This is a genomic window from Enterobacter sp. 725m/11, assembly GCF_011683705.1.
Taxonomy (GTDB): Bacteria; Pseudomonadota; Gammaproteobacteria; order Enterobacterales; family Enterobacteriaceae; genus Enterobacter; species Enterobacter bugandensis.
Map to the genome: position 1 here is coordinate 88,984 of NZ_JAAQOK010000008.1, position 21,655 is coordinate 110,638.

24 protein-coding genes are annotated in these 21,655 nt (G+C 61.0%); 17 read left to right on the top strand and 7 right to left on the bottom strand.

From position 1 onward, the window contains the following. Positions 1 to 32 precede the first annotated feature (32 nt). From HBA26_RS05280 to acpT, 17 genes are read left to right on the top strand one after another with little or no spacing between them, the layout of a single operon-like run. Complete coding sequence (locus HBA26_RS05280; protein ID WP_041911891.1) at positions 33 to 755, top strand: beta-ketoacyl synthase chain length factor; 723 nt, start codon at positions 33 to 35, stop codon at positions 753 to 755. Further along, on the top strand, positions 752 to 1,567 hold the full coding sequence (locus tag HBA26_RS05285; protein WP_126345947.1) for a lysophospholipid acyltransferase family protein: 816 nt from the start codon (positions 752 to 754) through the stop codon (positions 1,565 to 1,567). Before HBA26_RS05280 ends, HBA26_RS05285 begins: the two co-directional genes overlap by 4 nt. Further along, positions 1,548 to 1,805 carry a phosphopantetheine-binding protein gene (locus tag HBA26_RS05290; RefSeq protein WP_028014701.1) on the top strand — a complete coding sequence of 86 codons (258 nt, stop codon included), beginning with the start codon at positions 1,548 to 1,550 and terminating at the stop codon, positions 1,803 to 1,805. Before HBA26_RS05285 ends, HBA26_RS05290 begins: the two co-directional genes overlap by 20 nt. Positions 1,806 to 1,815: 10 nt before the next feature. Continuing rightward, positions 1,816 to 2,067: an acyl carrier protein gene (locus tag HBA26_RS05295; RefSeq protein ID WP_024908875.1), complete on the top strand. Its 252-nt coding sequence runs from the start codon at positions 1,816 to 1,818 to the stop codon at positions 2,065 to 2,067. 6 nt (positions 2,068 to 2,073) lie between these two features. Further along, complete coding sequence (locus tag HBA26_RS05300; RefSeq protein ID WP_045259379.1) at positions 2,074 to 2,661, top strand: hypothetical protein; 588 nt, start codon at positions 2,074 to 2,076, stop codon at positions 2,659 to 2,661. Then, positions 2,654 to 4,015: an acyl-CoA synthetase gene (locus tag HBA26_RS05305; protein WP_059355347.1), complete on the top strand. Its 1,362-nt coding sequence runs from the start codon at positions 2,654 to 2,656 to the stop codon at positions 4,013 to 4,015. The genes HBA26_RS05300 and HBA26_RS05305 overlap by 8 nt, the downstream gene beginning before the upstream one ends. Next, positions 4,002 to 4,355, top strand: coding sequence for a hydroxymyristoyl-ACP dehydratase (locus HBA26_RS05310; RefSeq protein WP_028014704.1), 354 nt, complete (start codon positions 4,002 to 4,004; stop codon positions 4,353 to 4,355). Before HBA26_RS05305 ends, HBA26_RS05310 begins: the two co-directional genes overlap by 14 nt. Next, the gene (locus tag HBA26_RS05315; protein WP_126345948.1) at positions 4,346 to 6,037 is read left to right on the top strand and encodes a glycosyltransferase family 2 protein; all 1,692 of its coding nucleotides are present in this window, start codon (positions 4,346 to 4,348) and stop codon (positions 6,035 to 6,037) included. Before HBA26_RS05310 ends, HBA26_RS05315 begins: the two co-directional genes overlap by 10 nt. Before the next feature lie 3 nt (positions 6,038 to 6,040). Further along, positions 6,041 to 6,463: a thioesterase family protein gene (locus tag HBA26_RS05320; protein WP_028014706.1), complete on the top strand. Its 423-nt coding sequence runs from the start codon at positions 6,041 to 6,043 to the stop codon at positions 6,461 to 6,463. Next, on the top strand, positions 6,460 to 7,065 hold the full coding sequence (locus HBA26_RS05325; protein WP_126345949.1) for an outer membrane lipoprotein carrier protein LolA: 606 nt from the start codon (positions 6,460 to 6,462) through the stop codon (positions 7,063 to 7,065). Before HBA26_RS05320 ends, HBA26_RS05325 begins: the two co-directional genes overlap by 4 nt. Then, entirely contained in the window at positions 7,034 to 9,358 is a 2,325-nt protein-coding gene (locus HBA26_RS05330; RefSeq protein ID WP_126345950.1) for an MMPL family transporter, read from the top strand. Before HBA26_RS05325 ends, HBA26_RS05330 begins: the two co-directional genes overlap by 32 nt. Next, the gene (locus HBA26_RS05335) at positions 9,355 to 9,933 is read left to right on the top strand and encodes a DUF3261 domain-containing protein (RefSeq protein ID WP_028014709.1); all 579 of its coding nucleotides are present in this window, start codon (positions 9,355 to 9,357) and stop codon (positions 9,931 to 9,933) included. Before HBA26_RS05330 ends, HBA26_RS05335 begins: the two co-directional genes overlap by 4 nt. A gap of 1 nt (position 9,934) precedes the next feature. Next, the gene (locus tag HBA26_RS05340; protein WP_126345951.1) at positions 9,935 to 11,104 is read left to right on the top strand and encodes a beta-ketoacyl-[acyl-carrier-protein] synthase family protein; all 1,170 of its coding nucleotides are present in this window, start codon (positions 9,935 to 9,937) and stop codon (positions 11,102 to 11,104) included. After that, complete coding sequence (locus tag HBA26_RS05345) at positions 11,101 to 11,574, top strand: 3-hydroxy-fatty acyl-ACP dehydratase (RefSeq protein WP_045259387.1); 474 nt, start codon at positions 11,101 to 11,103, stop codon at positions 11,572 to 11,574. The genes HBA26_RS05340 and HBA26_RS05345 overlap by 4 nt, the downstream gene beginning before the upstream one ends. Next, positions 11,571 to 12,302 (top strand): 3-ketoacyl-ACP reductase FabG2, encoded by a 732-nt coding sequence (locus HBA26_RS05350; RefSeq protein WP_100171198.1) that lies wholly within the window; start codon positions 11,571 to 11,573, stop codon positions 12,300 to 12,302. Before HBA26_RS05345 ends, HBA26_RS05350 begins: the two co-directional genes overlap by 4 nt. After that, positions 12,299 to 13,528 carry a beta-ketoacyl-ACP synthase gene (locus HBA26_RS05355; protein ID WP_166720817.1) on the top strand — a complete coding sequence of 410 codons (1,230 nt, stop codon included), beginning with the start codon at positions 12,299 to 12,301 and terminating at the stop codon, positions 13,526 to 13,528. The genes HBA26_RS05350 and HBA26_RS05355 overlap by 4 nt, the downstream gene beginning before the upstream one ends. Before the next feature lie 2 nt (positions 13,529 to 13,530). Then, positions 13,531 to 14,139, top strand: coding sequence for a 4'-phosphopantetheinyl transferase AcpT (gene acpT, locus HBA26_RS05360; protein ID WP_028014714.1), 609 nt, complete (start codon positions 13,531 to 13,533; stop codon positions 14,137 to 14,139). Here acpT and arnF read toward each other — a convergent pair. The 7 genes from arnF to arnB are packed head-to-tail and all read right to left on the bottom strand — an operon-like array spanning position 14,096 to position 21,462. Continuing rightward, positions 14,096 to 14,476, bottom strand: a complete 381-nt coding sequence (gene arnF / locus HBA26_RS05365; protein ID WP_126345952.1) for a 4-amino-4-deoxy-L-arabinose-phosphoundecaprenol flippase subunit ArnF — start codon at positions 14,474 to 14,476, stop codon at positions 14,096 to 14,098. The two genes, acpT and arnF, sit on opposite strands and share 44 nt — an antisense overlap. Continuing rightward, complete coding sequence (arnE, locus tag HBA26_RS05370) at positions 14,473 to 14,808, bottom strand: 4-amino-4-deoxy-L-arabinose-phosphoundecaprenol flippase subunit ArnE (protein ID WP_045259389.1); 336 nt, start codon at positions 14,806 to 14,808, stop codon at positions 14,473 to 14,475. The genes arnF and arnE overlap by 4 nt, the downstream gene beginning before the upstream one ends. Beyond that, positions 14,808 to 16,463 (bottom strand): lipid IV(A) 4-amino-4-deoxy-L-arabinosyltransferase, encoded by a 1,656-nt coding sequence (gene arnT, locus HBA26_RS05375; RefSeq protein ID WP_045631454.1) that lies wholly within the window; start codon positions 16,461 to 16,463, stop codon positions 14,808 to 14,810. Before arnT ends, arnE begins: the two co-directional genes overlap by 1 nt. After that, positions 16,460 to 17,362 (bottom strand): 4-deoxy-4-formamido-L-arabinose-phosphoundecaprenol deformylase, encoded by a 903-nt coding sequence (gene arnD / locus HBA26_RS05380; protein WP_045259391.1) that lies wholly within the window; start codon positions 17,360 to 17,362, stop codon positions 16,460 to 16,462. The genes arnT and arnD overlap by 4 nt, the downstream gene beginning before the upstream one ends. Further along, complete coding sequence (gene arnA, locus HBA26_RS05385) at positions 17,359 to 19,341, bottom strand: bifunctional UDP-4-amino-4-deoxy-L-arabinose formyltransferase/UDP-glucuronic acid oxidase ArnA (RefSeq protein ID WP_126345953.1); 1,983 nt, start codon at positions 19,339 to 19,341, stop codon at positions 17,359 to 17,361. The genes arnD and arnA overlap by 4 nt, the downstream gene beginning before the upstream one ends. Beyond that, complete coding sequence (gene arnC / locus HBA26_RS05390; RefSeq protein ID WP_041911876.1) at positions 19,338 to 20,321, bottom strand: undecaprenyl-phosphate 4-deoxy-4-formamido-L-arabinose transferase; 984 nt, start codon at positions 20,319 to 20,321, stop codon at positions 19,338 to 19,340. The genes arnA and arnC overlap by 4 nt, the downstream gene beginning before the upstream one ends. Position 20,322: 1 nt before the next feature. Next, positions 20,323 to 21,462 (bottom strand): UDP-4-amino-4-deoxy-L-arabinose aminotransferase, encoded by a 1,140-nt coding sequence (arnB, locus tag HBA26_RS05395; RefSeq protein ID WP_126345970.1) that lies wholly within the window; start codon positions 21,460 to 21,462, stop codon positions 20,323 to 20,325. Between the last annotated feature and the right edge of the window lie 193 nt (positions 21,463 to 21,655).

Here is a 21,655-nt window from a genome sequence, read left to right on the forward strand (position 1 = left end):
CTTTGAATACGGTATTCCGCGGACGCGCGTAGATGAAATTTTCACTGAACATTATTGACTGGCAGGCAAGAGCGCCAGGACTAAGCGATGCCGCAGAGTGGCAGGCGTGGTCGCGCCTGCAGTCGACCATCGACCCAACGGCTCCTCTACCCCGCCTGACCGCGTTACCGATGATGACCGCGCGCCGCCTTAACTCAGGCAGTAAGCTGGCGGTGGATATTGGTCTTGCCATGCTGCAAAGCCACGCCATAGACGCCGTCGTCTATTCCAGCCGCCACGGCGAGCTGGAGCGCAATTACCGTATTCTGCATACGCTGGCGACCGGGCAGGCCGTCTCGCCTACCGACTTCGCCATGTCCGTGCATAATTCCGCGGTGGGCAATCTCACGATCGCCGCTCGCCAGCCTGTTGTCTCATCATCCATTTCCGCCGGGCTGGACACCTTCCAGCAGGCCCTGTGTGAAGTGCTGAGCCTGCTGCATGCGGGCTACTCCCGCGTCCTGCTGGTGGATTTTGACGGCGCGCTGCCGGAATTTTACCATCCGGCGTTACCGCCGCAGATGCCTACCTGGCCGTACGCGGTGGCGCTGGTGATTGAAGCCGGCAGCGAATGGCAGTGCGAAACCCGCAGCGGCAGCACGGGCGAGGAAGCCGCCCTGCCGCAAAGCCTGATGTTCCTGCAACGCTATCTCCGCGAGGAACGGCAGTTTGTGGTGCCCGGCGAACGTTTGCTGTGGCAGTGGGCGCGCCAATGAACCGCCTGACCGCCCGGATCAACTGGCTATGGCGTCTGGTCATGACCGGATTCTGCTTCGTGCTGTTTGGCGCGGGCGGGCTGCTGTTGTCGCTGGTCTGGTTCAACCTGCTGCTGATTGCCCAGCGCGATCGCGCCAAACGCCGTCGCCTGGCGCGCCGCAGCATCGCGGCCAGCTTCCGCTTCTTCTTAACCGTTGCCCGCGGCACCGGGGTGCTCGACTATCGCATCCACAATCTTGATGCCCTGCGCGACGATCGGGGCTGCCTGGTGGTGGCTAACCACCCTACGTTAATTGACTACGTGATTCTGGCGTCGGTAATGCCCGAAACCGACTGTCTGGTGAAAAGCGCGCTGCTGCGCAATCCGTTTGTCAGCGGCGTTATCCGCGCGGCAGATTATCTGATTAACAGCGAGGCCGAGCCTCTGCTCGCCGCCAGCCAGCAGCGTCTGGCCCAGGGCGACACGCTGTTAATCTTCCCGGAAGGGACGCGTACCCGCCCAGGTGAGGCGATGTCCTTCCAGCGCGGCGCGGCAAATATCGCCGTGCGCTGCCGCAGCGATCTGCGGATCGTACTCATCCACTGCAGCGAGCACCTGCTGGATAAAAAAAGCCGCTGGTATGATGTACCGCCCGCAAAACCTGTCTTTACCGTCGATGTGCGCGATCGCGTGAACATCGACGAATTTTACGATGCAAGTCAACAAGAACCGGCACTGGCGGCAAGGCAGTTAAACCGGCACCTGCAGCATCGATTAACATCAGGCCTTCAATCTTTGTCAGGAATTAATGATGCAAGCGCTTTATCTTGAAATTAAGAATCTCATTATCACCACGCTGAATCTGGACGAGCTTACCGCAGAGGATATTGATACCGATGCCGCGCTGTTTGGCGACGGGCTGGGTCTCGACTCTATCGACGCGCTGGAGCTGGGTCTGGCGGTGAAAAACCAGTATGGCGTGGTGCTTTCTGCCGAAAGCGAAGAGATGCGCCAGCACTTCTTTTCCGTCGCCACCCTGGCGTCCTTTATCCACGCCCAACGCGCCTGAGATGTGAACTATGACCGAACAAGAAACCATTTATCAGGAAGTCTGCGGCCTTCTGACCAAACTCTTTGAAATCGACCCGCAGGACATTACGCCCGAAGCCCGTCTTTACGAAGACCTGGAGCTGGACAGCATTGACGCGGTGGACATGATTGTCCATCTGCAGAAGAAAACCGGTAAGAAAATCAAGCCGGAAACCTTCAAATCGGTTCGTACCGTTCAGGATGTGGTAGACGCCGTCGAACAGCTGCTGCGCGAAGAGTAAGACACCGTGCGTGGTGGACGGACGTTCCCGGTCATCCCACTTCTGACGGGGCTGATGCTGCTGGCGTGGCCCTTCCTGATTGGATTTGGGCTGACGCATAACAGCCTGCCGTGGCTGCTGCCCGTGATGGCGCTGCTGTTGCTGCTGCGGCTGCGTCAGGCGCGGCGTAACACCGGCCCGATGCGGTATGTGGTGCAGTGCGTGGCGCTGGCGGGGATCGCGCTCTGCGCGGCAAGCTACCTGCTGAAAACCCACCAGTGGCTGCTGTTTTACCCTGTGGTCGTTAATCTTGTGATGCTCGCCGTGTTCGGCGGTTCGCTCTGGACAGCGATGCCGCTGGTCGAACGCCTGGCTCGCCTGCGAGAGCCCAATTTGCCGCCGGAGGGCGTGCGCTATACCCGCAGGGTGACCCTCGTCTGGTGCGGATTTTTCATCGGCAACGGGGCGATGGCGCTGTATACCGTCCTGCACGGCGACATGCATCTGTGGACGCTGTGGAACGGTATGGTGGCTTACATCCTGATGGGGACGCTGATGGCGGCAGAGTGGCTGGTGCGCCAGCGGGTGATAAAAAAAGAGATGCACAATGAATAACCCCCTTCCGCTGGGCCAGTGGTTAAACGCGCCCCGCCCTGACGACACGCCCGTCGCCTGGCTCGACGATCGTACCTGGACGCTGGGCCAGCTGCGCCACGACGTGACGTTACTGGTCGACACCCTGCGTCAGCAGGAAGGCGAGCGCTGGGCGCTGTGCTTTGAAAACAGCTACCTGTTTATCGTTGCGCTGCTGGCCTCGCTGCATGCCGGTAAAACGCCGGTCATTCCCGGCCATAGCCGCGTTTCGCTGCTTGAGGAGCAGCAGCCGCTGTTTAGCGGCGTCCTGAGCGATCGGTCCCTCGATATTGACGGGCAGCTGATTGTGGTAGCCTCCCGCCACCAGACGATCGCCCGCTGGGTCCCCCTGCCGGAGATTAACGAAAACCGCTTCGTCGAGCTGTTCACCTCCGGCTCCACGGGAACGCCGCGCCGGGTGGTTAAGCACATCGTCAGCCTGGATCGCGAAGCCCGCCTGCTGGCTGACCGCTTCGGCGAACGCCTGGCTGGCTGTAGCGTTGTGGCCTCCGTCGTCCCGCAACATCTCTATGGCCTGACATTTCGCATCGTACTGCCGATGGCGATGGGCCTGCCGCTGCATGCCGCGATGCTCTACTACGCAGAGCAGCTGGCCGCCCTTCCGCATGACCGGCATTACCTGTTCATCAGCAGCCCGGCGTTCCTGAAGCGCCTGGATACCGAACTGGCCGCGCCGCCCGTCAGGATGCTGATTTCCGCGGGCGGAATGCTGCCCTGGCGTGACGTCTCCACCACGGTTGGCTGGCTTAACATCTGGCCGGACGAAATTTATGGCAGCACCGAAACCGGGATCCTCGCCTGGCGCCATCGCGTGGAAGATAACCTGCCGTGGCTACCCTTCCCCGGCGTAAACTTCCATCAGGAAGATGACGCCTGCCGCGTCACTTCGCCGCTTATCCATGAGGCTGAAGGACTCCAGCTGGACGATATCCTCCACTTCGACAGTGAGGGGCTGTTTAGCATCGCCGGTCGTCGCGGGCGGGTGGTCAAAATTGAAGAAAAGCGCATCTCGCTTAACGAGATTGAGCGTCGCCTGCTGGAGCTCGACGGCGTTTGCGAGGCGGCTGCGCTGCCGGTTACGCGCGGGGGCCGTCAGGGGATTGGCGTCCTGCTGGTGCTGGATGAGGCGGTTCGTCAGCGCTGGCATCTGCAGGATAAAAAAGCGCAGGAGTTCGCCTGGCGACGCGCCCTGCTGCCGTGGCTTGAGCCGGTCGCCGTTCCACGCTACTGGCGCATTGTCGATGAGATGCCGGTAAACAGTATGAACAAGCGTGTCTATGCGCAGTTAGAGGAGTTATTTCATGAAAATTCATGAAATCGAGCGCCATCAGGCACAGCCGGAGAAGCTGGAGATCGTGTTGCATCTCGACGCCTCTCTGTTCTGGTTTCAGGGCCATTTTGCCGTACAGCCGCTGCTGCCCGGCGTTGCGCAGCTTGACTGGGTGATGCACTACGCAACGACCTTACTGGCACCGGGCTACCGCTTTCACAGCATTCAAAACGTGAAGTTCCAGGCGCCTCTGCTGCCGGAAACCACGGTGACGCTGGTGCTTGAGTGGCATGCCGGGCGCAAACTGCTGACCTTCAGCTACCTGCGTCATGACGGGGCTGAACGCCATACCGCCAGCAGCGGGAAAATTCGTCTATGTCAGTAACCTTCCGCCCCTGCGTGCTGATCCCGTGCTACAACCACGGCGCCACGATGGCCAGCGTGCTGTCGCGCCTCTCGCCGTTTGGCCTGCCGTGCCTGGTGGTGGATGACGGCAGCTCCGCCGCCACCCGCCAGGAGCTTGAGCGGCTGGCGGCGGAGCAGCCGCAGATGACGCTGGTCCGTCTGGCGCAAAACGCCGGCAAAGGTGCCGCGGTCATCAGGGGGCTGGAGGAGTGCGCGCGTGCGGGCTATACCCACGCCCTGCAGGTGGACGCGGACGGCCAGCACGCCATCGAAGATATTCCCAAAATGCTGGCGCTGGCGGAGCGCCACCCGGACGCGCTGATTTCCGGCCAGCCTGTTTATGATGATTCCATCCCGCGCTCGCGGCTCTACGGGCGCTGGGTCACCCACGTCTGGGTATGGATTGAGACCTTATCCCTGCAGCTTAAAGACAGTATGTGCGGCTTTCGGGTCTACCCGGTCTCGCCCACGCTGCGGCTCGCCGCGCGTGAAACGCTCGGTAAACGGATGGACTTTGACACCGAAGTAATGGTCCGTCTCTACTGGCAGGGCAACACCAGCGTCTTTCTGCCCACCCGCGTGACCTATCCGCAGGACGGGTTGTCCCACTTCGACGCGTTGAAAGATAACGTGCGGATCTCCCTGATGCATACCCGGCTGTTCTTCGGCATGCTGCCCCGCATTCCCGGCCTGCTCTTCCGTCGACGCGGCCAGCACTGGGCGCAGCAGGACGAGGTTAAAGGCCTGTGGGGCATGCGCCTGATGCTGCGTGTCTGGCAGCTGCTGGGGCGGCGGGCGTTTACCGTGCTGCTGTGGCCGGTTATCGGCGTCTACTGGCTGATCGCGCGTCCGGCGCGGCAGGCTTCGCGGCAGTGGATTGCACGCGTGAAGCAGGTGCTGATGCAGCGGAACATGCCTGTTCCAGAACGGCTCAACAGCTTTTTCCATTTCATGCGCTTCGGCAACGCGATGCTGGACAAAGTCGCCAGCTGGCGCGGCGAGCTGAAGTTTAAGCGCGACGTGGTCTTTGCTCCCGGCGCGAGCGAAACGCTTAATATCGCGGCGCCGCAGGGCAAGCTGCTGCTGGCCTCGCATCTTGGCGACGTAGAAGCCTGCCGGGCGCTGGCCCAGCTGGACGGCAGCAAAACCATCAACGCCCTGGTCTTCAGCGAGAACGCCCGGCGTTTTAAGCAAATTATGAGCGAAATGGCGCCCCAGGCCGGCGTGAATTTGATGTCGGTCACCGACATCGGCCCGGACACCGCCATTGCCATCAAAGAGAAGCTTGAGCGCGGAGAATGGGTCGCGATCGTGGGCGATCGCATCGCCGTCAACCCGCAGCGTGGCGGCGAGTGGCGGGTGATCTGGAGCCCGTTCATGGGCCAGCCCGCACCGTTCCCGCAGGGGCCGTTTATCCTGGCCTCCATCCTGCGCTGTCCGGTGGTGTTGATTTTCGCCCTGCGCCAGCAGGGTAAGCTCGTCCTGCACAGCGAGCCGTTTGCCGACCCGCTGATCCTGCCGCGCGGGGAACGCCAGCAGGCGCTGCAGGCTACCGTCGATCGCTACGCGCAGCGGCTGGAGCATTACGCCCTGATGTCGCCGCTCGACTGGTTTAATTTTTTCGATTTCTGGCATCTGCCAGAGTCCCGAGAGAAGGAGTAAAGGGTGCTGACCGATCCCCGCTTTACGACTGAAGTTGAGATCACCGTTCCGTTCCACGACGTCGATATGATGGGCGTGGTCTGGCACGGCAACTATTTCCGCTACTTTGAGATCGCCCGCGAGGCGCTGCTCAATCAGTTTGACTATGGCTATCGCCAGATGAAAGCCTCCGGCTACGTCTGGCCCGTTGTCGACACGCGGGTGAAATACCGCGATGCGGTGACCTTTGAGCAGCGCATTCGCGTTCGCGCGCAGATTGAAGAGTATGAAAACCGCCTGCGCATTGCCTATCAAATTTTCGATGCGCAAACCGGCAAACGCACCACCACCGGATACACCATCCAGGTGGCGGTGGAAGAAGCCACCCGCGAAATGTGCTTTGTCAGTCCGGCAGTACTGTTTGAACGTATGGGAGTCACGCCATGAAATGGTTGCCTTTGCTGATGCTGATCGTCAGCCCGCTGGTCAGCGCCGTGACGCTGGATGAACTGCAGCAGCGCTTCACCGAGCAGCCCGTGGTGCGCGCGCACTTCGAACAGGTCCGCACAATAAAAGATATGCCACAGCCGCTGCGCTCGCAGGGCGAGATGCTGATCGCCCGCGACAGCGGCCTGCTGTGGGATCAAAAAGCGCCGTTTCCGATGACGCTGCTGCTGGACGACAAGCGGATGGTTCAGGCGATCAACGGCCAGCCGCCGCAGACCATCACCGCCGACAATAATCCGCAGATGTTCCAGTTCAACCACCTGCTGCGGGCCCTGTTCCAGGCCGACCGCAAGGTGCTGGAAGAGAACTTCCGCATCGATTTTAAAGACCTGGGCGCGGGCCGCTGGTCGCTGGTGCTTACCCCAAAAACGACGCCGCTGGACAAGATTTTCGCCACCCTCGATCTGGGCGGCGCGACCTATCTTGAGACGATCCGCCTGAACGACAGGCAGGGCGACCGTACCGATATCGCCCTTTCAAACCACCAACTGACGCCCGCCAGCCTGACCGATGACGAACGCCAACGCTTTGCCGCACCGTAAATCCCTGCGCCCGGCGCTGCTGTGGGCCACGGTATGTCTGGTTATGCTGGGCGTGCTGCTGTCGCTGCTGCCCGGCGCGCGGCTGAACAGCAGCGTGCTGGCCATGCTGCCGAAGCAGACGCTGGGGGCGATCCCTCCGGCGCTCAACGACGGGTTTATGCAGCGTCTCGACCGCCAGCTGGTCTGGCTGGTCAGCCCCGGCAAAGAACCCGATCCGCGCGTGGCGCAGCAGTGGCTTGAACTACTGCACAGCAGCGACGCGCTCCGCGAGGTCAAAGGCCCGATGGACGCCGCCGGGCAAAAGGCCTGGGGAGAGTTCTTCTGGCAGCACCGCAACGGGCTGATTGATCCGGCCACCCGCGCCCGCCTGCAAAACGGCGGAGAAGCGCAGGCGCAGTGGATTTTATCCCAGCTCTACTCCGCCTTCTCCGGCGTCAGCGGCAAAGAGCTGCAAAACGATCCGCTGATGCTGATGCGCGGCTCGCAGCTTGCCCTGGCGCAAAACGGCCAGAAGCTGCGGCTGATGGACGGCTGGCTGGTCACACAAGATGAAGCGGGTAACTACTGGTATCTGCTGCACGGCGAACTGGCGGGCTCGTCATTTGATATGCAGCAGACCCACCGGCTCGTGACGACGCTTAATGCGCTGCAACAGACGCTGAAAGCGCGTTACCCGCAGGCGCAGCTGCTTTCGCGCGGGACGGTGTTCTACAGCGATTATGCCAGCCAGCAGGCCAAACGCGACGTCTCAACGCTGGGCATCGCCACCCTGCTTGGGGTGTTTCTGCTGATCGTGGCGGTGTTCCGCTCTCTGCGCCCGCTGCTGCTGAGCGTGCTCTCCATTGCCATCGGCGCGCTGGCGGGCACGGCGGTGACGCTGCTGCTCTTTGGCGAACTACACCTGATGACGCTGGTGATGAGCATGAGCATCATCGGTATTTCGGCCGACTATACGCTTTACTACCTGACCGAACGGATGGTACACGGCGCGGATCACTCCCCCTGGCAAAGCCTGGCCAAAGTGCGCAATGCGCTGCTGCTGGCGCTGCTGACGACCGTCGCCGCCTACCTGATTATGATGCTGGCCCCCTTCCCCGGGATCCGCCAGATGGCGGTATTTGCCGCGACGGGGCTGAGCGCCTCCTGCCTGACGGTGATTTTCTGGCATCCGTGGCTGTGCCGGGGTTTGCCGGTGCGCCCGGTTCCCTTTATGGTCCTGATGTTGCGCTGGCTGGCCGCCTGGCGACGCAGTAAAAAACTGTCCGTTGGTCTGCCCGTCGCGCTGGCGCTGCTCTCCGCCGTGGGAATGAGCACCCTGAAGGTGGACGACGACATCGCCCAACTGCAGGCGCTGCCGAAAGATATTCTGGCGCAGGAGAAAACCATTACCGCCCTGACCGGCCAAAGCGTCGATCAGAAATGGTTTGTGGTACATGGCGCTTCGCCCCAGCAAACGCTGGAGCGGCTGGAAGCCTTTACTCCCGCGCTGGCCGAGGCGCAAAAGGCGGGGGATCTCACCCGCTGGCGCACCCTGCCGCTGAACTCGCTGGCCCGCCAGAAAAGCGACCTTGCGCTACTGCGGGACGCCGCGCCTGCGGTGACGAACGTGCTGAAAAGCGCAGGGCTCAACGCCGTTTCCCCCAATCTGGACGCCATGCCGGTCAGCGTGGACGCGTGGCTTGAAAGTCCGGCCAGCGAGGGCTGGCGTCTGCTCTGGCTGACCCTGCCGGGGGGGGAAAGCGGCGTGCTCGTGCCGGTGGACGGTGCAAAAAACAGCGCGGCGCTCGGTGAGCTGGCCGCGCGCTATGACGGCGTCGTCTGGGTGGACCGCAAGGCCAGCTTTGACAGCCTGTTTGCCCTCTACCGCACGCTGCTGACGGGGCTACTGTTTGCGGCGCTGGCGGTGATTGCCTGCGGGGCGATGCTGCGCCTCGGCTGGCGCAAAGGGTTGATAAGCCTGGTGCCGTCCGTACTGTCGCTGAGTTGCGGCCTGGCGGTCCTGGCCGCAACGGGCCACCCGGTAAATCTGTTTTCACTGCTGGCGCTGGTACTGGTGCTCGGCATTGGCATTAACTACACGCTGTTCTTCAGCAACCCGCGCGGTACGCCGCTGACTTCGATGCTGGCGATTACCCTGGCCATGATGACCACCCTGCTGACGCTGGGCATGCTCGTCTTCAGCGCCACCCAGGCTATCAGCAGCTTTGGTATTGTGCTGGTGAGCGGTATTTTCACCGCCTTCCTGCTGGCACCGCTGGCGATGCCGGATAAGAAAGAGAGAAAACGTAAATGAACGCTGTTTATCGCGCCGTCGCGCTGGCCGCGGCGCTGCTGCTGGCAGGCTGCAGCCATTCGACCGATACCAAAGAGACGCGGCCTCAGGCCTGGCTTCAGCCTGGCACCAAAGTCACTCTGCCGCCGCCCGGCATCAGCCCGGCGGTAAGCTCCCAGCAGCTGCTGACCGGCAGCTTTAACGGGCAAACGCAGTCCCTGCTGGTGATGCTCAACGCGGATGCGCATAAGGTCACGCTGGCCGGCCTCTCTTCCGTGGGCATTCGCCTGTTCCTGGCAACGTACGACGAGAGCGGTATTCATACCGAGCAGTCGATCGTCGTGCCGCAGCTGCCGCCCGCCAGCCAGGTGCTGGCCGACGTGATGCTCAGCCACTGGCCGATTAGCGCCTGGCAGCCGCAGTTGCCGAAGGGCTGGACGTTAACGGACAATGGCGATCGGCGCGAGCTGCGCAACGCCAGCGGCAAGCTGGTGACGGAGATTGTCTACCTCCAGCGCAAAGGCAAGCGCGAGCCGATCAGCATCGAGCAACACGTATTCAAATACCACATCACCATTCAATATCTGGGTGACTGAGATGATTTATATATCCGCTGTTGGCATGGTTAACGCGCTGGGCAACTCGCCTGATGAAATTGCCGCCAACCTGGCTGCGGGCGTGGCGCCGGGCATGCACGCCCGGACCGGCTGGCTGCAGGGAATGCCCGAAGCGGTACTGGGCGGTGTGGAAGGCGAACTGCCGCTCATCCCGGACACCTTCTCTGCACACCGCACCCGCAACAACCAGCTGCTGCTGGCCGCGCTGGCGCAGATTCAGCCCACCGTTGACGAGGCCATCGCCCGCGTTGGTCGCGACCGGGTGGCCGTGGTGCTGGGAACCAGCACCTCCGGGCTGGATGAAGGCGATGAGCACGTACGTCTCATGACCGACGGCGAGACCAGCACGCGCTGGCAGTATCCGCAGCAGGAGCTGGGCGATCCGTCCCGCTTTCTCGCCAACTGGCTGCAGCTTGAAGGCCCGGCCTATACGATCTCCACCGCCTGCTCCTCCAGCGCGCGGGCGATGATCGGCGGCAAACGCCTGATCGAAGCCGGGCTGGTAGATATCGCCATTGTCGGCGGAGCAGACACCCTGAGCCGGATGCCCGTGAACGGCTTTAACAGTCTTGAATCCTTCTCCCCCACGCTCTGCGAGCCGTTTGGTCGGGACCGCCGGGGGATCACCATCGGTGAAGCGGCGGCGTTGATGGTATTAAGCCGGGAACCCGCGGACGTGGCGCTGCTCGGCACGGGCGAATCCAGCGATGCGTACCATATTTCCGCCCCGCATCCGCAGGGCGACGGGGCGATAAGGGCTATCACTCAGGCGCTCAGCGAAGCGGGCATGCAGCCGGACGACATCGGTTACATCAACCTGCACGGCACGGCCACGCCGCTCAACGATCAGATTGAATCACAGGTGGTTCACGATCTCTTCGGGGAAAGCGTGCCGTGCAGTTCAACCAAACACCTTACCGGCCACACGCTGGGCGCTGCCGGCATTACCGAAGCGGCTTTGAGCTGGCTTATCCTGACGCGCGATCTGCCCTTGCCGCCGCAGGATTTTTCCCGCTACGCTCCGGACGAGACGCTGGCGCCGTGCGGCCTGCTGCACCAGCGCACCGCCCTGAAAAAGCCGGTGATTTTGTCTAACTCGTTCGCGTTTGGCGGCAATAACGCCAGCATTCTGCTGGGGAGAACGTCATGAGCTATCTATCACCCGAAGCCTATTTGCCGCACGATGCGCCCATGATGCTGCTGGGGTCCGTTGAAAATGTGACGGATGACATGGCGGTCTGCCGCGTAGCGGTTGACAGGCAAAGCGTGCTGGCGCCGTTTCTCAATGCCGATGGCGACCTGCCGGGCTGGTACGCGCTCGAGCTAATGGCGCAGACCGTTGGCGTCTGGTCGGGCTGGCATCGTCAGCAGCAGGGGCAGGAACATATCGCGCTGGGCATGGTGCTCGGCGCGCGCGAGCTGGTCTGCGCCAGCGGGCGTTTCGCCAAAGGCTTAACGCTGGACATTACCGTTAAGCTGCTGATGCAGGACGAACGCTTCGGCAGTTTTGAATGCACGATTTGCGCAGGTGAAGAGACGCTGGCCACGGGCCGGGTCAATACCTTCCAGCCGACTGCAGAAGAATTAACATCGCTTTTTAATCAGGGATCCCACGCATGAGTCGTTCCGTACTGGTCACAGGGGCCAGCAAAGGCATTGGTCGCGCCATCGCCCGCCAGCTTGCCGCTGACGGGTTCACCGTCGGCGTGCATTACCATCGTGATGCCGCAGGCGCGCAGGAGACGCTGGACGCCATCACGCAGGCGGGCGGCAGCGGCCGTTTACTCTCGTTTGACGTTGGCAACCGCGAGCAGTGCCGTGAAGTGCTTGAGCAGGAAATTGATGCCCATGGCGCATGGTATGGCGTGATCAGCAACGCCGGAATTACCCGCGATGGCGCTTTTCCGGCACTGAGTGAAGACGACTGGGACAGCGTGATCCACACCAATCTCGACAGTTTTTATAACGTCATACACCCCTGCATTATGCCCATGATCGGCACCCGTCAGGGCGGGCGCATTATTACCTTATCCTCCGTCTCCGGCGTGATGGGCAACCGCGGCCAGGTGAACTACAGCGCGGCCAAAGCGGGCATTATCGGCGCCACCAAAGCGCTGGCGATCGAGCTGGCAAAACGCAAAATCACCGTGAACTGCATTGCGCCAGGGCTGATTGATACCGGCATGATTGAAATGGAGGAGGCCGCGCTGAAGGAAGCGATGTCCATCATCCCAATGAAACGCATGGGCCAGGCAGAGGAGGTCGCCGGGCTGGCAAGCTATCTGATGTCGGATATCGCGGGCTACGTCACCCGCCAGGTCATTTCGATTAACGGAGGAATGCTATGACGCGTCGCGTGGTGATTACGGGCATGGGCGGCGTCACCGCCTTTGGCGAGAACTGGCAGTCCGTTTCCAGCCGACTGCTGGCGTATGAAAACGCCGTGCGTAAAATGCCGGAATGGCAGGTTTATGATGGCCTGCACACCCTGCTGGGCGCGCCGATCGACGATTTCGCGCTGCCGGAACACTATACCCGCAAGCGTATTCGCGCCATGGGCCGCGTGTCGCTGATGTCTACCCGCGCCACAGAGCTGGCGCTGGAGCAGGCGGGGCTGATTGGCGAAGCGGTGCTTACCAACGGGCAAACCGGCATCGCCTACGGTTCTTCGACAGGCAGCACCGGCCCGGTCAGCGAATTCGCGACCATGCTTACCGAAAAGCACACCAATAACATCACCGGGACAACCTACGTCCAGATGATGCCGCACACCACCGCGGTGAATACCGGCCTGTTCTTTGGACTACGTGGCCGCGTGATCCCAACGTCGAGCGCCTGTACCTCCGGCAGCCAGGCGATTGGCTACGCCTGGGAGGCAATTCGCCACGGGTATCAGACCGTGATGGTCGCGGGGGGCGCGGAAGAGCTTTGTCCGTCTGAAGCGGCGGTGTTTGACACGCTGTTTGCCACCAGCCAGCGCAACGACGAACCCAAAACCACCCCCTCGCCGTTCGATACGCAGCGCGATGGTCTGGTGATTGGGGAAGGCGCAGGCACCCTGATTCTGGAGGAGCTTGAGCACGCCAGAGCGCGCGGGGCCACCATCTACGGTGAGATCGTGGGCTTTGCCACCAACTGTGACGCGGCCCATATCACCCAGCCGCAGCGTGACACCATGCAGATTTGCATGGAGCAGTCGCTGGCGATGGCGGGGTTAAGCGCCCGGGATATGGGGTATATCTCCGCGCACGGTACCGCCACCGACCGCGGCGATATCGCCGAAAGCCAGGCCACGGCCGCCATCTACGGTGACAGCGTGCCGGTTTCCTCGCTGAAGAGCTATTTTGGCCACACGCTGGGGGCCTGCGGCGCGCTGGAAACGTGGATGAGCCTGCAGATGATGCGCGAAGGCTGGTTTGCCCCGACGCTCAATTTAACGCAGCCGGATGAGCAATGCGGGGCTTTAGATTATATTATGGGAGAAGCCCGTCAGATTGACTGCGAGTATCTGCAGAGCAATAACTTCGCGTTTGGCGGCATCAATACCTCGATTATCATTAAACGCTGGGCGTAACTATGTACCGGTTTGTACTGGGAAAAATTTCCACCCTTTGCGCGGACCCGCTGGCGTCAACGCTTGCAGATAAGGCACCTCAGGGTGCACGACAGGCCTCCTGGCTGGCTGGCCGGACGCTGCTCGCCAGAACATTATCCCCTCACCCGCTCCCCGACATCATTTACGGCGAGCAGGGGAAGCCGGCATTTGCGAAGGGGGATCCGCTGTGGTTCAACCTGAGCCATAGCGGTGATGATATCGCCCTGCTGATGAGCGATGAAGGCGAAGTGGGCTGCGATATCGAAGTGATTCGCCCCCGCAAGAACTGGCAGGCGCTGGCCAACGCCGTTTTCAGCCTGACAGAGCATGACGAGCTGGAGCGTGAAGCGCCCGAGGAACAGCTTTCTGCCTTCTGGCGTATCTGGACGCGCAAAGAAGCGATTGTGAAACAGCGCGGCGGCAGCGCCTGGCAGATTGTCAGCATCGACAGCACGGCGCAGTCGCACTCGGTCAGCCAGCTGCAGCTCGGTTCTCTGAGCCTTGCCGTCTGTACCTCGACCCCTTACACCCTGACCACCGAGTCGATTATTCACGTCGGGGCAGGAAAATCACCAGTACACCCAGCATAATCAACGCGACGCCCAGCAGCCCATGCCAGGAGAAGTGCTCCCCCCAGCCGGGCAGCAGGATTGCCGCGCCCCACACCAGGATATAGCTGAGGCTCAGCAAGGCATACGCTTTGCTGAGCGCCATGCGATGCAGCGCCAGATACCAGCAGCCCATGGAGGCAACGTATCCCGTTAACCCCAGCACCAGCGCGCCCGTGCCGGACGAAACGTGCCACAGCGCGGAGATAAACATCAGAAAATCGCTGACCGGCGGCAGAGCCTGCATGGCATCGCGCAGCAACAGCTGTGCGGCGCTGACTAACAGTACGCTGCATAACGCCCAGAACGCGCCTTTCACAGGCTTCCTCCCAGCACGATAATCCCCATGATAATGAACCCGACCCCCAGCCAGTGGTGCACAGCAACGTGCTCGCGCCAGAAGACCTTCGCCGCCAGCGTCACCCAGACAAAATTGAGGCTCAGCATAGGGTAAGCTACGCCGACGGGCAGGCTCTGCAGCACCACCAGCCAGACCAGCATTCCGCAGCCCAGCGCCAGCATCGCCAGGCCAAGCCACCGCATGATGTGCGCGCCACGCCGTCCGCCTTTCGCCGGACGGGTAGCCTGTTTCTGGCACAGCTGTCCCGCGCAGCTCAGCAGGCTTGCCAGTATGAGCCAGGTCCAGGTCATCACTTCGGCAGATACTCCAGCAGGGCCAGACGCCCCTGGATATAGAGATTGTCCGGCTGCGGTAAATTCGCCTCTGCAATATCGTCACGTTTAGACAGCAGCATCACCAGCGACACGCTTCCCTGCTTACGATGCGTTGCCAGCCACTGCGCGAAGTCGTCTTCACTGACAAAGCGATCTTTCGCATCGGGATAATCCAGCCCGTAGCGCAGCTCGCCGCTCTGAGCAAACAGCGTGATGTCACTGCGCTTCAGCTCCCACGCCAGGCCCGCGGCCACGCCAACGTTATTGGTCAGCACAAAGCGGCTGCCCTGAAGCGGCTCGCGCACGGTATCCACCAGCGACTGCGGCTGTTTGGAATCCACCACCAGGTTCGGAATGGCAAAACCAATCAACAACGCCAGACCCGCAGGACACAGCGCCGCCAGCCACCAGCGCCGCTGGCTCTGCCGCAGCGTAAACCAGCCTACCGCGCCCCAGATGAGGAACGCCACCACCGCGCAGAAGACTTTATACAGTTCGACCGACGTCCAGACCGGATGCTTAGCCAGCCCCCACGGCGAGACCGCCAGCGCCGCCACCACGCCGATAGCGCCAAACGCCAGGTTAATGCCGCCGTTAATGCGCAACGCTCTGGCCCCTTTTTCCGCCGCGAGGCAGGCATAGCGTGCCATCAGGATAGCCAGCGGGGCAAAACAGGGCAGGATATAGGTCGGCAGCTTGCCTTTAGCGATGCTGAAAAACAGCAGCGGCATCACCACCCACCCCAGCAGGTAGAACCCGCCGCCCGCGTTTTGTCTGTCATTCCAGCCAAGACGCAGCGCGCCTGGCAGCAGCGCCAGCCACGGCAGGCTGCCCGCGAGCAGGAACGGCAGGTAATACCAGAACGGAGCTTTATGCTGCGCGTCGCTCTGGGCAAAACGCTGAATATGCTCAACCCAGAAGAAGTAGCGCCAGAAATCAGGCTCGCGGTGCGCAATGGCCAGCCCCCACGGCAGAACAATCAGCACGCAGCTCAGGACCGCGAGCCAGCCAAAAATCAGCACCTCTTTCCAGCGCTTTTGGGCAATCACCCACGGCAGCACGCCGATCACCGGTACCGCCAGCGCCAGGAAGCCTTTGGTCATCACCCCCATCCCGCAGGCCAGCCCAAGCAGCACATAGCCGCCCGCTTTTCCGGCCACGGTGCGTGCCTGTGAGGCGAGCCAGAAGCTGCACATCGCCGCCACCAGCCACAGGGTGACGATGGGGTCCAGCACCGCATAGGTGCCGATGCCATACACCAGGAACAGGGTCAGGAAGATCAGGCCGGAGAAAATGGCCGTACGCTTATCCCGCCAGAGACGCCAGGCCATCCAGATCACCAGCAGCGCCGCGAGCCCGGTGGAGAAGATCGACCCGGCGCGTACGGCAAAGTTCGTGTGCCCGAACAGCCATTGTCCGATAGTGTTGATCCAGTAGCCGGCAATCGGCTTTTCAAAGTAGCGCAGCCCGAGGAAATGCGGGACAACCCAGTCACCCGATGCCAGCATTTCGCGGCTGATTTCCGCATAGCGCGTTTCATCAGGCTGCCACAGCAGGCGAATATCGACCGGAATGAAGTAATAAACGATAAACAGTGCGAAAAGCGCTACGCCATAACGGGCTGTTTTCATGGGACCGGACTCACGGTTTGTTGATAGCCAAGCCAGCCTTCCCGGCCAGCCAGTTCATTACGGACGACTTTACCCACGGGCAGAGTGCTGAGGTCGTCCGGCAGCAGCTCGCTCATCGGACAGAACGCAATGCCTTCCTGAGCGGCCATCGTCAGCAGTTCATCGAAATCATGCTGCCAGGCAATCCCTTCCACTTCGGCATGGATGGTATAGACCGGCGTTCCGGCGTCACGATGGATGCGGTCCAGAATGTAGCGATTAAATGCTTCCGCCTTCACCTCGCGCCCCACCACTTCATCCCACGTAGGAAGCGTGACCGGAATCTGCACCGTACCGTAGCGATTTTCGCCCAACAGCGGCAAAAACGGCCCGGTTCCACGACAGTCGCTATTGTAGCGAAACGCGAAATGCTCTTTGGCTTTGACCACCCGCTGGTCGGCACGCCATCCCGCCACGGCGGAGCAGCGCACGGGCTGACCGATGATGGCCTCAAGCTCCAGCATTCCACGCTCGACCTCACGGGACAGGCGCGGGATATCCCAGACGCCCGCCCACGCCTGCCAGGCGTGATGATCCCAGGCATGCAGGCCGACCTCGTGTTGCTGCGCCGCCGCGCGGATAACCGCTTCATTACCCGCGCCGATGCGTCTGCCGGGCCAGGCGGTGCCGGCCAGCAAAATATCCCAGCCGTAGAGGGATGCCGCGCGCGAGCGCAGCATTTTGAACAGAAATGCCGGTTTAACCAGACGCCATAAATGGCGTCCCATGTTGTCAGGCCCCACGCTGAAGAAAATGCTGGCACGCACGCCGTGCCTGCTCAGCAGTTCCAGCAGTCTGGGCACGCCGTCACGCGTTCCCCTGAAGGTGTCGACATCAATGCGTAAACCGACTTTTTTCATGAGGCCTGTTCCGATAGCTCCACGGTGCGCAGGAAGAAGTCGAGCGTTTCATCAATGGTCTGCTCCATCTTCACCGTCGGCGTCCAGTTCAGGCAGCGCTTCGCGTTGCGGATGCTTGGCTTACGGTGCTCGACGTCCTGGTAGCCCTTACCGTAGTAGCTGCTGCTTTCCACTTCGCGGAAACCGGCAAACGGCGGGAAGCGATCGCGCAGCGGGTGGCGCTCAAAGCTGGCCAGCAGCATCTCTGCCAGCTCGCGAATGCTCGCCTCGTTTTCCGGGTTACCGATGTTAATGATCTCACCGTTGCAGCGGTTATCTTTGTTCTCAATGATGCGGAACAGGGCTTCGATACCGTCGCTGATGTCCGTAAAGCAGCGTTTCTGGCTCCCACCTTCAATCAGCTTGATAGGCGAGCCTTCGACCAGGTTCAGGATCAGCTGAGTGATCGCGCGGGAGCTGCCGATTCGCGCCGCGTTCAGGTTATCCAGACGCGGACCCATCCAGTTAAACGGACGGAACAGGGTAAAGCGCAGACCCTCTTTCTCGCCGTAGGCCCAAATTACGCGGTCCAGCAGCTGCTTGGAGACAGAGTAGATCCAGCGCTGCTTGTTGATCGGCCCGACCACCAGGCTGGAGGCATCCTCATCGAAGTTTTTGTCGGTACACATGCCGTACACTTCAGAGGTGGACGGGAAGATGATGCGCTTGTCGTATTTCACGCAGTCGCGGATGATCTTCAGGTTCTCTTCGAAATCCAGCTCGAACACGCGCAGCGGGTTACGGGTGTACTCGATTGGCGTGGCGATGGCGACCAGCGGCAGCACCACGTCGCATTTTTTAATGTGATATTCGATCCACTCGGAGTGAATGCTGATATCCCCTTCCACAAAGTGGAAGCGCGGGTTGTTGAGGAAACGGCTGATGGCGTCAGAGCCGATATCCAGACCGTAAATCTCGTAGTTATCGTCTTTGAGCAGACGTTCGGTCAGGTGGTTCCCGATAAAGCCGTTCACGCCGAGGATCAGCACGCGCGTGCGGCGCTTGATGGCAACCACCGGCGCGCTGGTGATCAGCGCCCCGGCTACCAGACCCAGAGACTGCGCCAGCTGCGTGCCCTGAACGTACAGGCCGTTGTCGGTCTGCCCGGTGACAATCTCCAGCGCCTGCTCGCCGCAGCTCACAATCAGCGGGGAGACGGAGACGACGGTGCCCGGCTTAGCGGCCGGGATATCGTCACGCACGCGGGATTTCCAGACGATAAATTTGCTTACGCCCGCAAAGCTGTATGCGCCCGGCCACGGGTCGGTCACGGCGCGCACCAGGTTGTGCAGCTGGCGGGCGGGTTTATTCCAGTCCAGGCGACCATCTTCCGGCGCGCGGCGGCCAAAGCAGCTGGCCTTGCTTTCGTCCTGCTCGGTCTCCCTGAAGGTGCCGTTGAGGATGGCTGGCAGCGCGTCACGCAGCAGACTTTGCGCCGCGGTGCAGAGTTTATGATGCAGCTCAAGCGCGGTTTCATCCGCGTCGATTGCCACGCGCTGCTGGGCGACGATGGCCCCGGCATCTGCGCGGCGCACCATGCGGTGCAGCGTCACGCCCGTTTCCGTTTCGCCGTTGACCAGCACCCAGTTCAGCGGCGCGCGGCCACGGTAGGCGGGCAGCAGAGAGCCGTGAAGGTTAAACGCCCCTTTTGCGGCCAGGCCTAAGATCTCGTCGCAGATCAGGTTGCGATAGTAGAACGAGAAGATGACATCAGGTGCGAGCGCGCGGATGCGATCCACCCACAGCGGGTGGTTGACGTCGTCCGGAGCATACACCGGAATACCGCGCTCGGCGGCGATACGCGCCACGGAGCCGAAGAAGTGATTCTCTCCCGCCGCGTCCGGATGGGTAAAGATTGCAGCAATGTCATAGCCCGCTTCCAGCAGGGCCAGCGTGCCCGCGCACCCCATATCTTGATAGGCAAATACAACGGCTTTCATGGGTGGTTTTCCTCTTGAGATGCTTTGTGTTCCTGACGGACAACACGTTGAATAAAGTAGCGCGGACGTGCGCGAACATCGTTATAGATACGGCCTATGTATTCACCGAGCAGGCCCATTCCGACGAACTGGGCGCCGATGAACATAAACAGCACGGCAAAAAGCATGAAGACCCCTTCCGCCGCCCACTGCGGGCCAAAGACCAGCCTCAGCACCACCAGCAGGACGGACAGCGTAAAGCCGGCCAGGGCGATGATGCTGCCGAACACGCTCAGCAGGCGCAGCGGCGTGGTGGTCAGGCAGGTGACGAGGTCGTACATCAGGTTGATGAGACGCATAAAGCTGTACTTCGATTCCCCGTGCTCGCGCTCGGCGTGCAGGACCGGAATTTCCGTTGCCTTGCGGGCAAAGGTGTTGGCGAGGATCGGAATAAAGGTGCTGCGCTCATGGCAGTGCAGCATGGCGTCGACAATATGGCGGCGGTAGGCGCGCAGCATGCAGCCGTAATCGCCCATTGCTTTACCGGTTGTGCGCTGAATAAGGCGGTTGATGGTGCGTGACGCCAGCTTGCGGAACAGGCTGTCCTGGCGGTTCTGACGCACCGTGCCGACCACGTCATAGCCTTCATCGGCTTTCGCCACCAGGCGCGGGATCTCCTCCGGCGGGTTTTGCAGATCCGCGTCCAGGGTGATAATCAGATCGCCCGTAACGTGGCTGAACCCGGCCATAATGGCGGAGTGCTGGCCATAGTTACGGTTGAGCAGCACGGCGACAATATGGCTGCCTTCGGCCTGGGCGGCTTCGGTCAGCATCAGCGCGGAATCATCACTGCTGCCGTCGTCCACCAGCAGAATTTCATAGGCTTTACCCAGCGTATCGCAGGCGGCCGTGGTGCGGCGGATCAGCTCGGGCAGGCTCTCCTGCTCGTTATAAACTGGGATGACCACAGAAACTTTTTGTACAGGCGGTGCGCTGAACATATCAATGTCCTGCAAGCTGATGGAGCGCGGTAATGACGCGGGTTGTGTCGTCATGAGTCATGTCCGGGAAAAGAGGGAGAGAACAAATACGCGCGCTGTTCCATTCCGAATTCGGAAGCGATACATCAGGAAAACGCTCGCGGTAGTATTTTTGAGTGTGTGCCGCGCGGAAATGAAGGCCGGTGCCGATGCCTTGCTCCTTCAGCGCCGCCATCAGGTTGTCGCGTGAGATCCCGCAGCGCGCTTCATCAACGCGAATAATAAACAGGTGCCAGGCGTGAACGTGTGGCCATGACGGAATGCTCAGCGGCTGGAACGGCGTATCGGCAAGCTCGCGCAGGTAGCGTTGCGCGATTGCCTCGCGGCGTAGGTTGGCCTCTTTCAGCTTACCCAGCTGTACCAGCGCCAGCGCGGCGTTGATATCTGCGAGGTTGTACTTAAAGCCCGGGGAGATCACTTCGGCCTGCGGCGCGCGGCCGTGCGTCTGGCGGTCATAGGCATCCACGCCCAGGCCGTGGAATTTAAGGCTGCGGATCCGCGCGGCAAGCCGGGCGTTATCCGTGACGACTAAACCACCTTCCGCGCAGGTCATGTTTTTGATGGCGTGGAAGGAAAAAATCGCCGTGCCTTTCCAGCCCACGTGACGGTTCTTGTAGTACGTTCCGGCGGCATGGGCCGCGTCTTCAATCACCGGAATACCGTGACGCTCACCGACCGCATGAATGGCGTCGATATCACACGGCGCGCCGGCGTAATGCACGGGAATAATCGCTTTGGTACGCGGGGTAATGGCGGCTTCAACCGCTTCCGGCGTCACCATCAATGTCTCTTTGTCCACATCGATCATGACCGGCGTGGCGCCCAGCAGCACGATCATATTCAGCGTGGAGACCCAGGTTTGGGAGGGGGTAATGACCTCATCGCCCGGACCAATATCCAGCGCCATCAGCGTGACGTGCATGCCCGCCGTCGCCGAGCTGACGGCAATCGCGTGCTGGTTCCCCGTCAGCTGACAAAATGCCGCTTCAAGTTCCTGATTTTTAGGCCCGGTGGTGATCCAGCCGGAGGTTAAAACCTCCTGCAACGCCGCTAATTCCTCACTACCCATCGACGGGCGGGAAAAAGGCAAAAAATCACTCATCATTAATTTCCTTGCAATAAGAATGGCACGCGCTTGATATTAACCAATTACTTTTTCGTTTATTTCAACGAACCATAAACTCATATCAAGGTATCGTTCATTTCTTAGGGAAAAATTAAGATGCGTAATTAAGATGTGACTAAATCAATATTAATTCTGTCTCTTATACACATCTGACGCTGCCGACGACGGA

Coding starts and splice junctions, on each gene's coding strand:
- HBA26_RS05280 (WP_041911891.1), top strand. CDS start 33: ATGAAATTTTCACTGAACATTATTGACTGGCAGGCAAGAGCGCCAGGA.
- HBA26_RS05285 (WP_126345947.1), top strand. CDS start 752: ATGAACCGCCTGACCGCCCGGATCAACTGGCTATGGCGTCTGGTCATG.
- HBA26_RS05290 (WP_028014701.1), top strand. CDS start 1,548: ATGCAAGCGCTTTATCTTGAAATTAAGAATCTCATTATCACCACGCTG.
- HBA26_RS05295 (WP_024908875.1), top strand. CDS start 1,816: ATGACCGAACAAGAAACCATTTATCAGGAAGTCTGCGGCCTTCTGACC.
- HBA26_RS05305 (WP_059355347.1), top strand. CDS start 2,654: ATGAATAACCCCCTTCCGCTGGGCCAGTGGTTAAACGCGCCCCGCCCT.
- HBA26_RS05310 (WP_028014704.1), top strand. CDS start 4,002: ATGAAAATTCATGAAATCGAGCGCCATCAGGCACAGCCGGAGAAGCTG.
- HBA26_RS05315 (WP_126345948.1), top strand. CDS start 4,346: ATGTCAGTAACCTTCCGCCCCTGCGTGCTGATCCCGTGCTACAACCAC.
- HBA26_RS05325 (WP_126345949.1), top strand. CDS start 6,460: ATGAAATGGTTGCCTTTGCTGATGCTGATCGTCAGCCCGCTGGTCAGC.
- HBA26_RS05330 (WP_126345950.1), top strand. CDS start 7,034: ATGACGAACGCCAACGCTTTGCCGCACCGTAAATCCCTGCGCCCGGCG.
- HBA26_RS05335 (WP_028014709.1), top strand. CDS start 9,355: ATGAACGCTGTTTATCGCGCCGTCGCGCTGGCCGCGGCGCTGCTGCTG.
- HBA26_RS05340 (WP_126345951.1), top strand. CDS start 9,935: ATGATTTATATATCCGCTGTTGGCATGGTTAACGCGCTGGGCAACTCG.
- HBA26_RS05345 (WP_045259387.1), top strand. CDS start 11,101: ATGAGCTATCTATCACCCGAAGCCTATTTGCCGCACGATGCGCCCATG.
- HBA26_RS05350 (WP_100171198.1), top strand. CDS start 11,571: ATGAGTCGTTCCGTACTGGTCACAGGGGCCAGCAAAGGCATTGGTCGC.
- HBA26_RS05355 (WP_166720817.1), top strand. CDS start 12,299: ATGACGCGTCGCGTGGTGATTACGGGCATGGGCGGCGTCACCGCCTTT.
- acpT (WP_028014714.1), top strand. CDS start 13,531: ATGTACCGGTTTGTACTGGGAAAAATTTCCACCCTTTGCGCGGACCCG.
- arnE (WP_045259389.1), bottom strand. CDS start 14,808: ATGACCTGGACCTGGCTCATACTGGCAAGCCTGCTGAGCTGCGCGGGA.
- arnT (WP_045631454.1), bottom strand. CDS start 16,463: ATGAAAACAGCCCGTTATGGCGTAGCGCTTTTCGCACTGTTTATCGTT.
- arnD (WP_045259391.1), bottom strand. CDS start 17,362: ATGAAAAAAGTCGGTTTACGCATTGATGTCGACACCTTCAGGGGAACG.
- arnA (WP_126345953.1), bottom strand. CDS start 19,341: ATGAAAGCCGTTGTATTTGCCTATCAAGATATGGGGTGCGCGGGCACG.
- arnC (WP_041911876.1), bottom strand. CDS start 20,321: ATGTTCAGCGCACCGCCTGTACAAAAAGTTTCTGTGGTCATCCCAGTT.
- arnB (WP_126345970.1), bottom strand. CDS start 21,462: ATGAGTGATTTTTTGCCTTTTTCCCGCCCGTCGATGGGTAGTGAGGAA.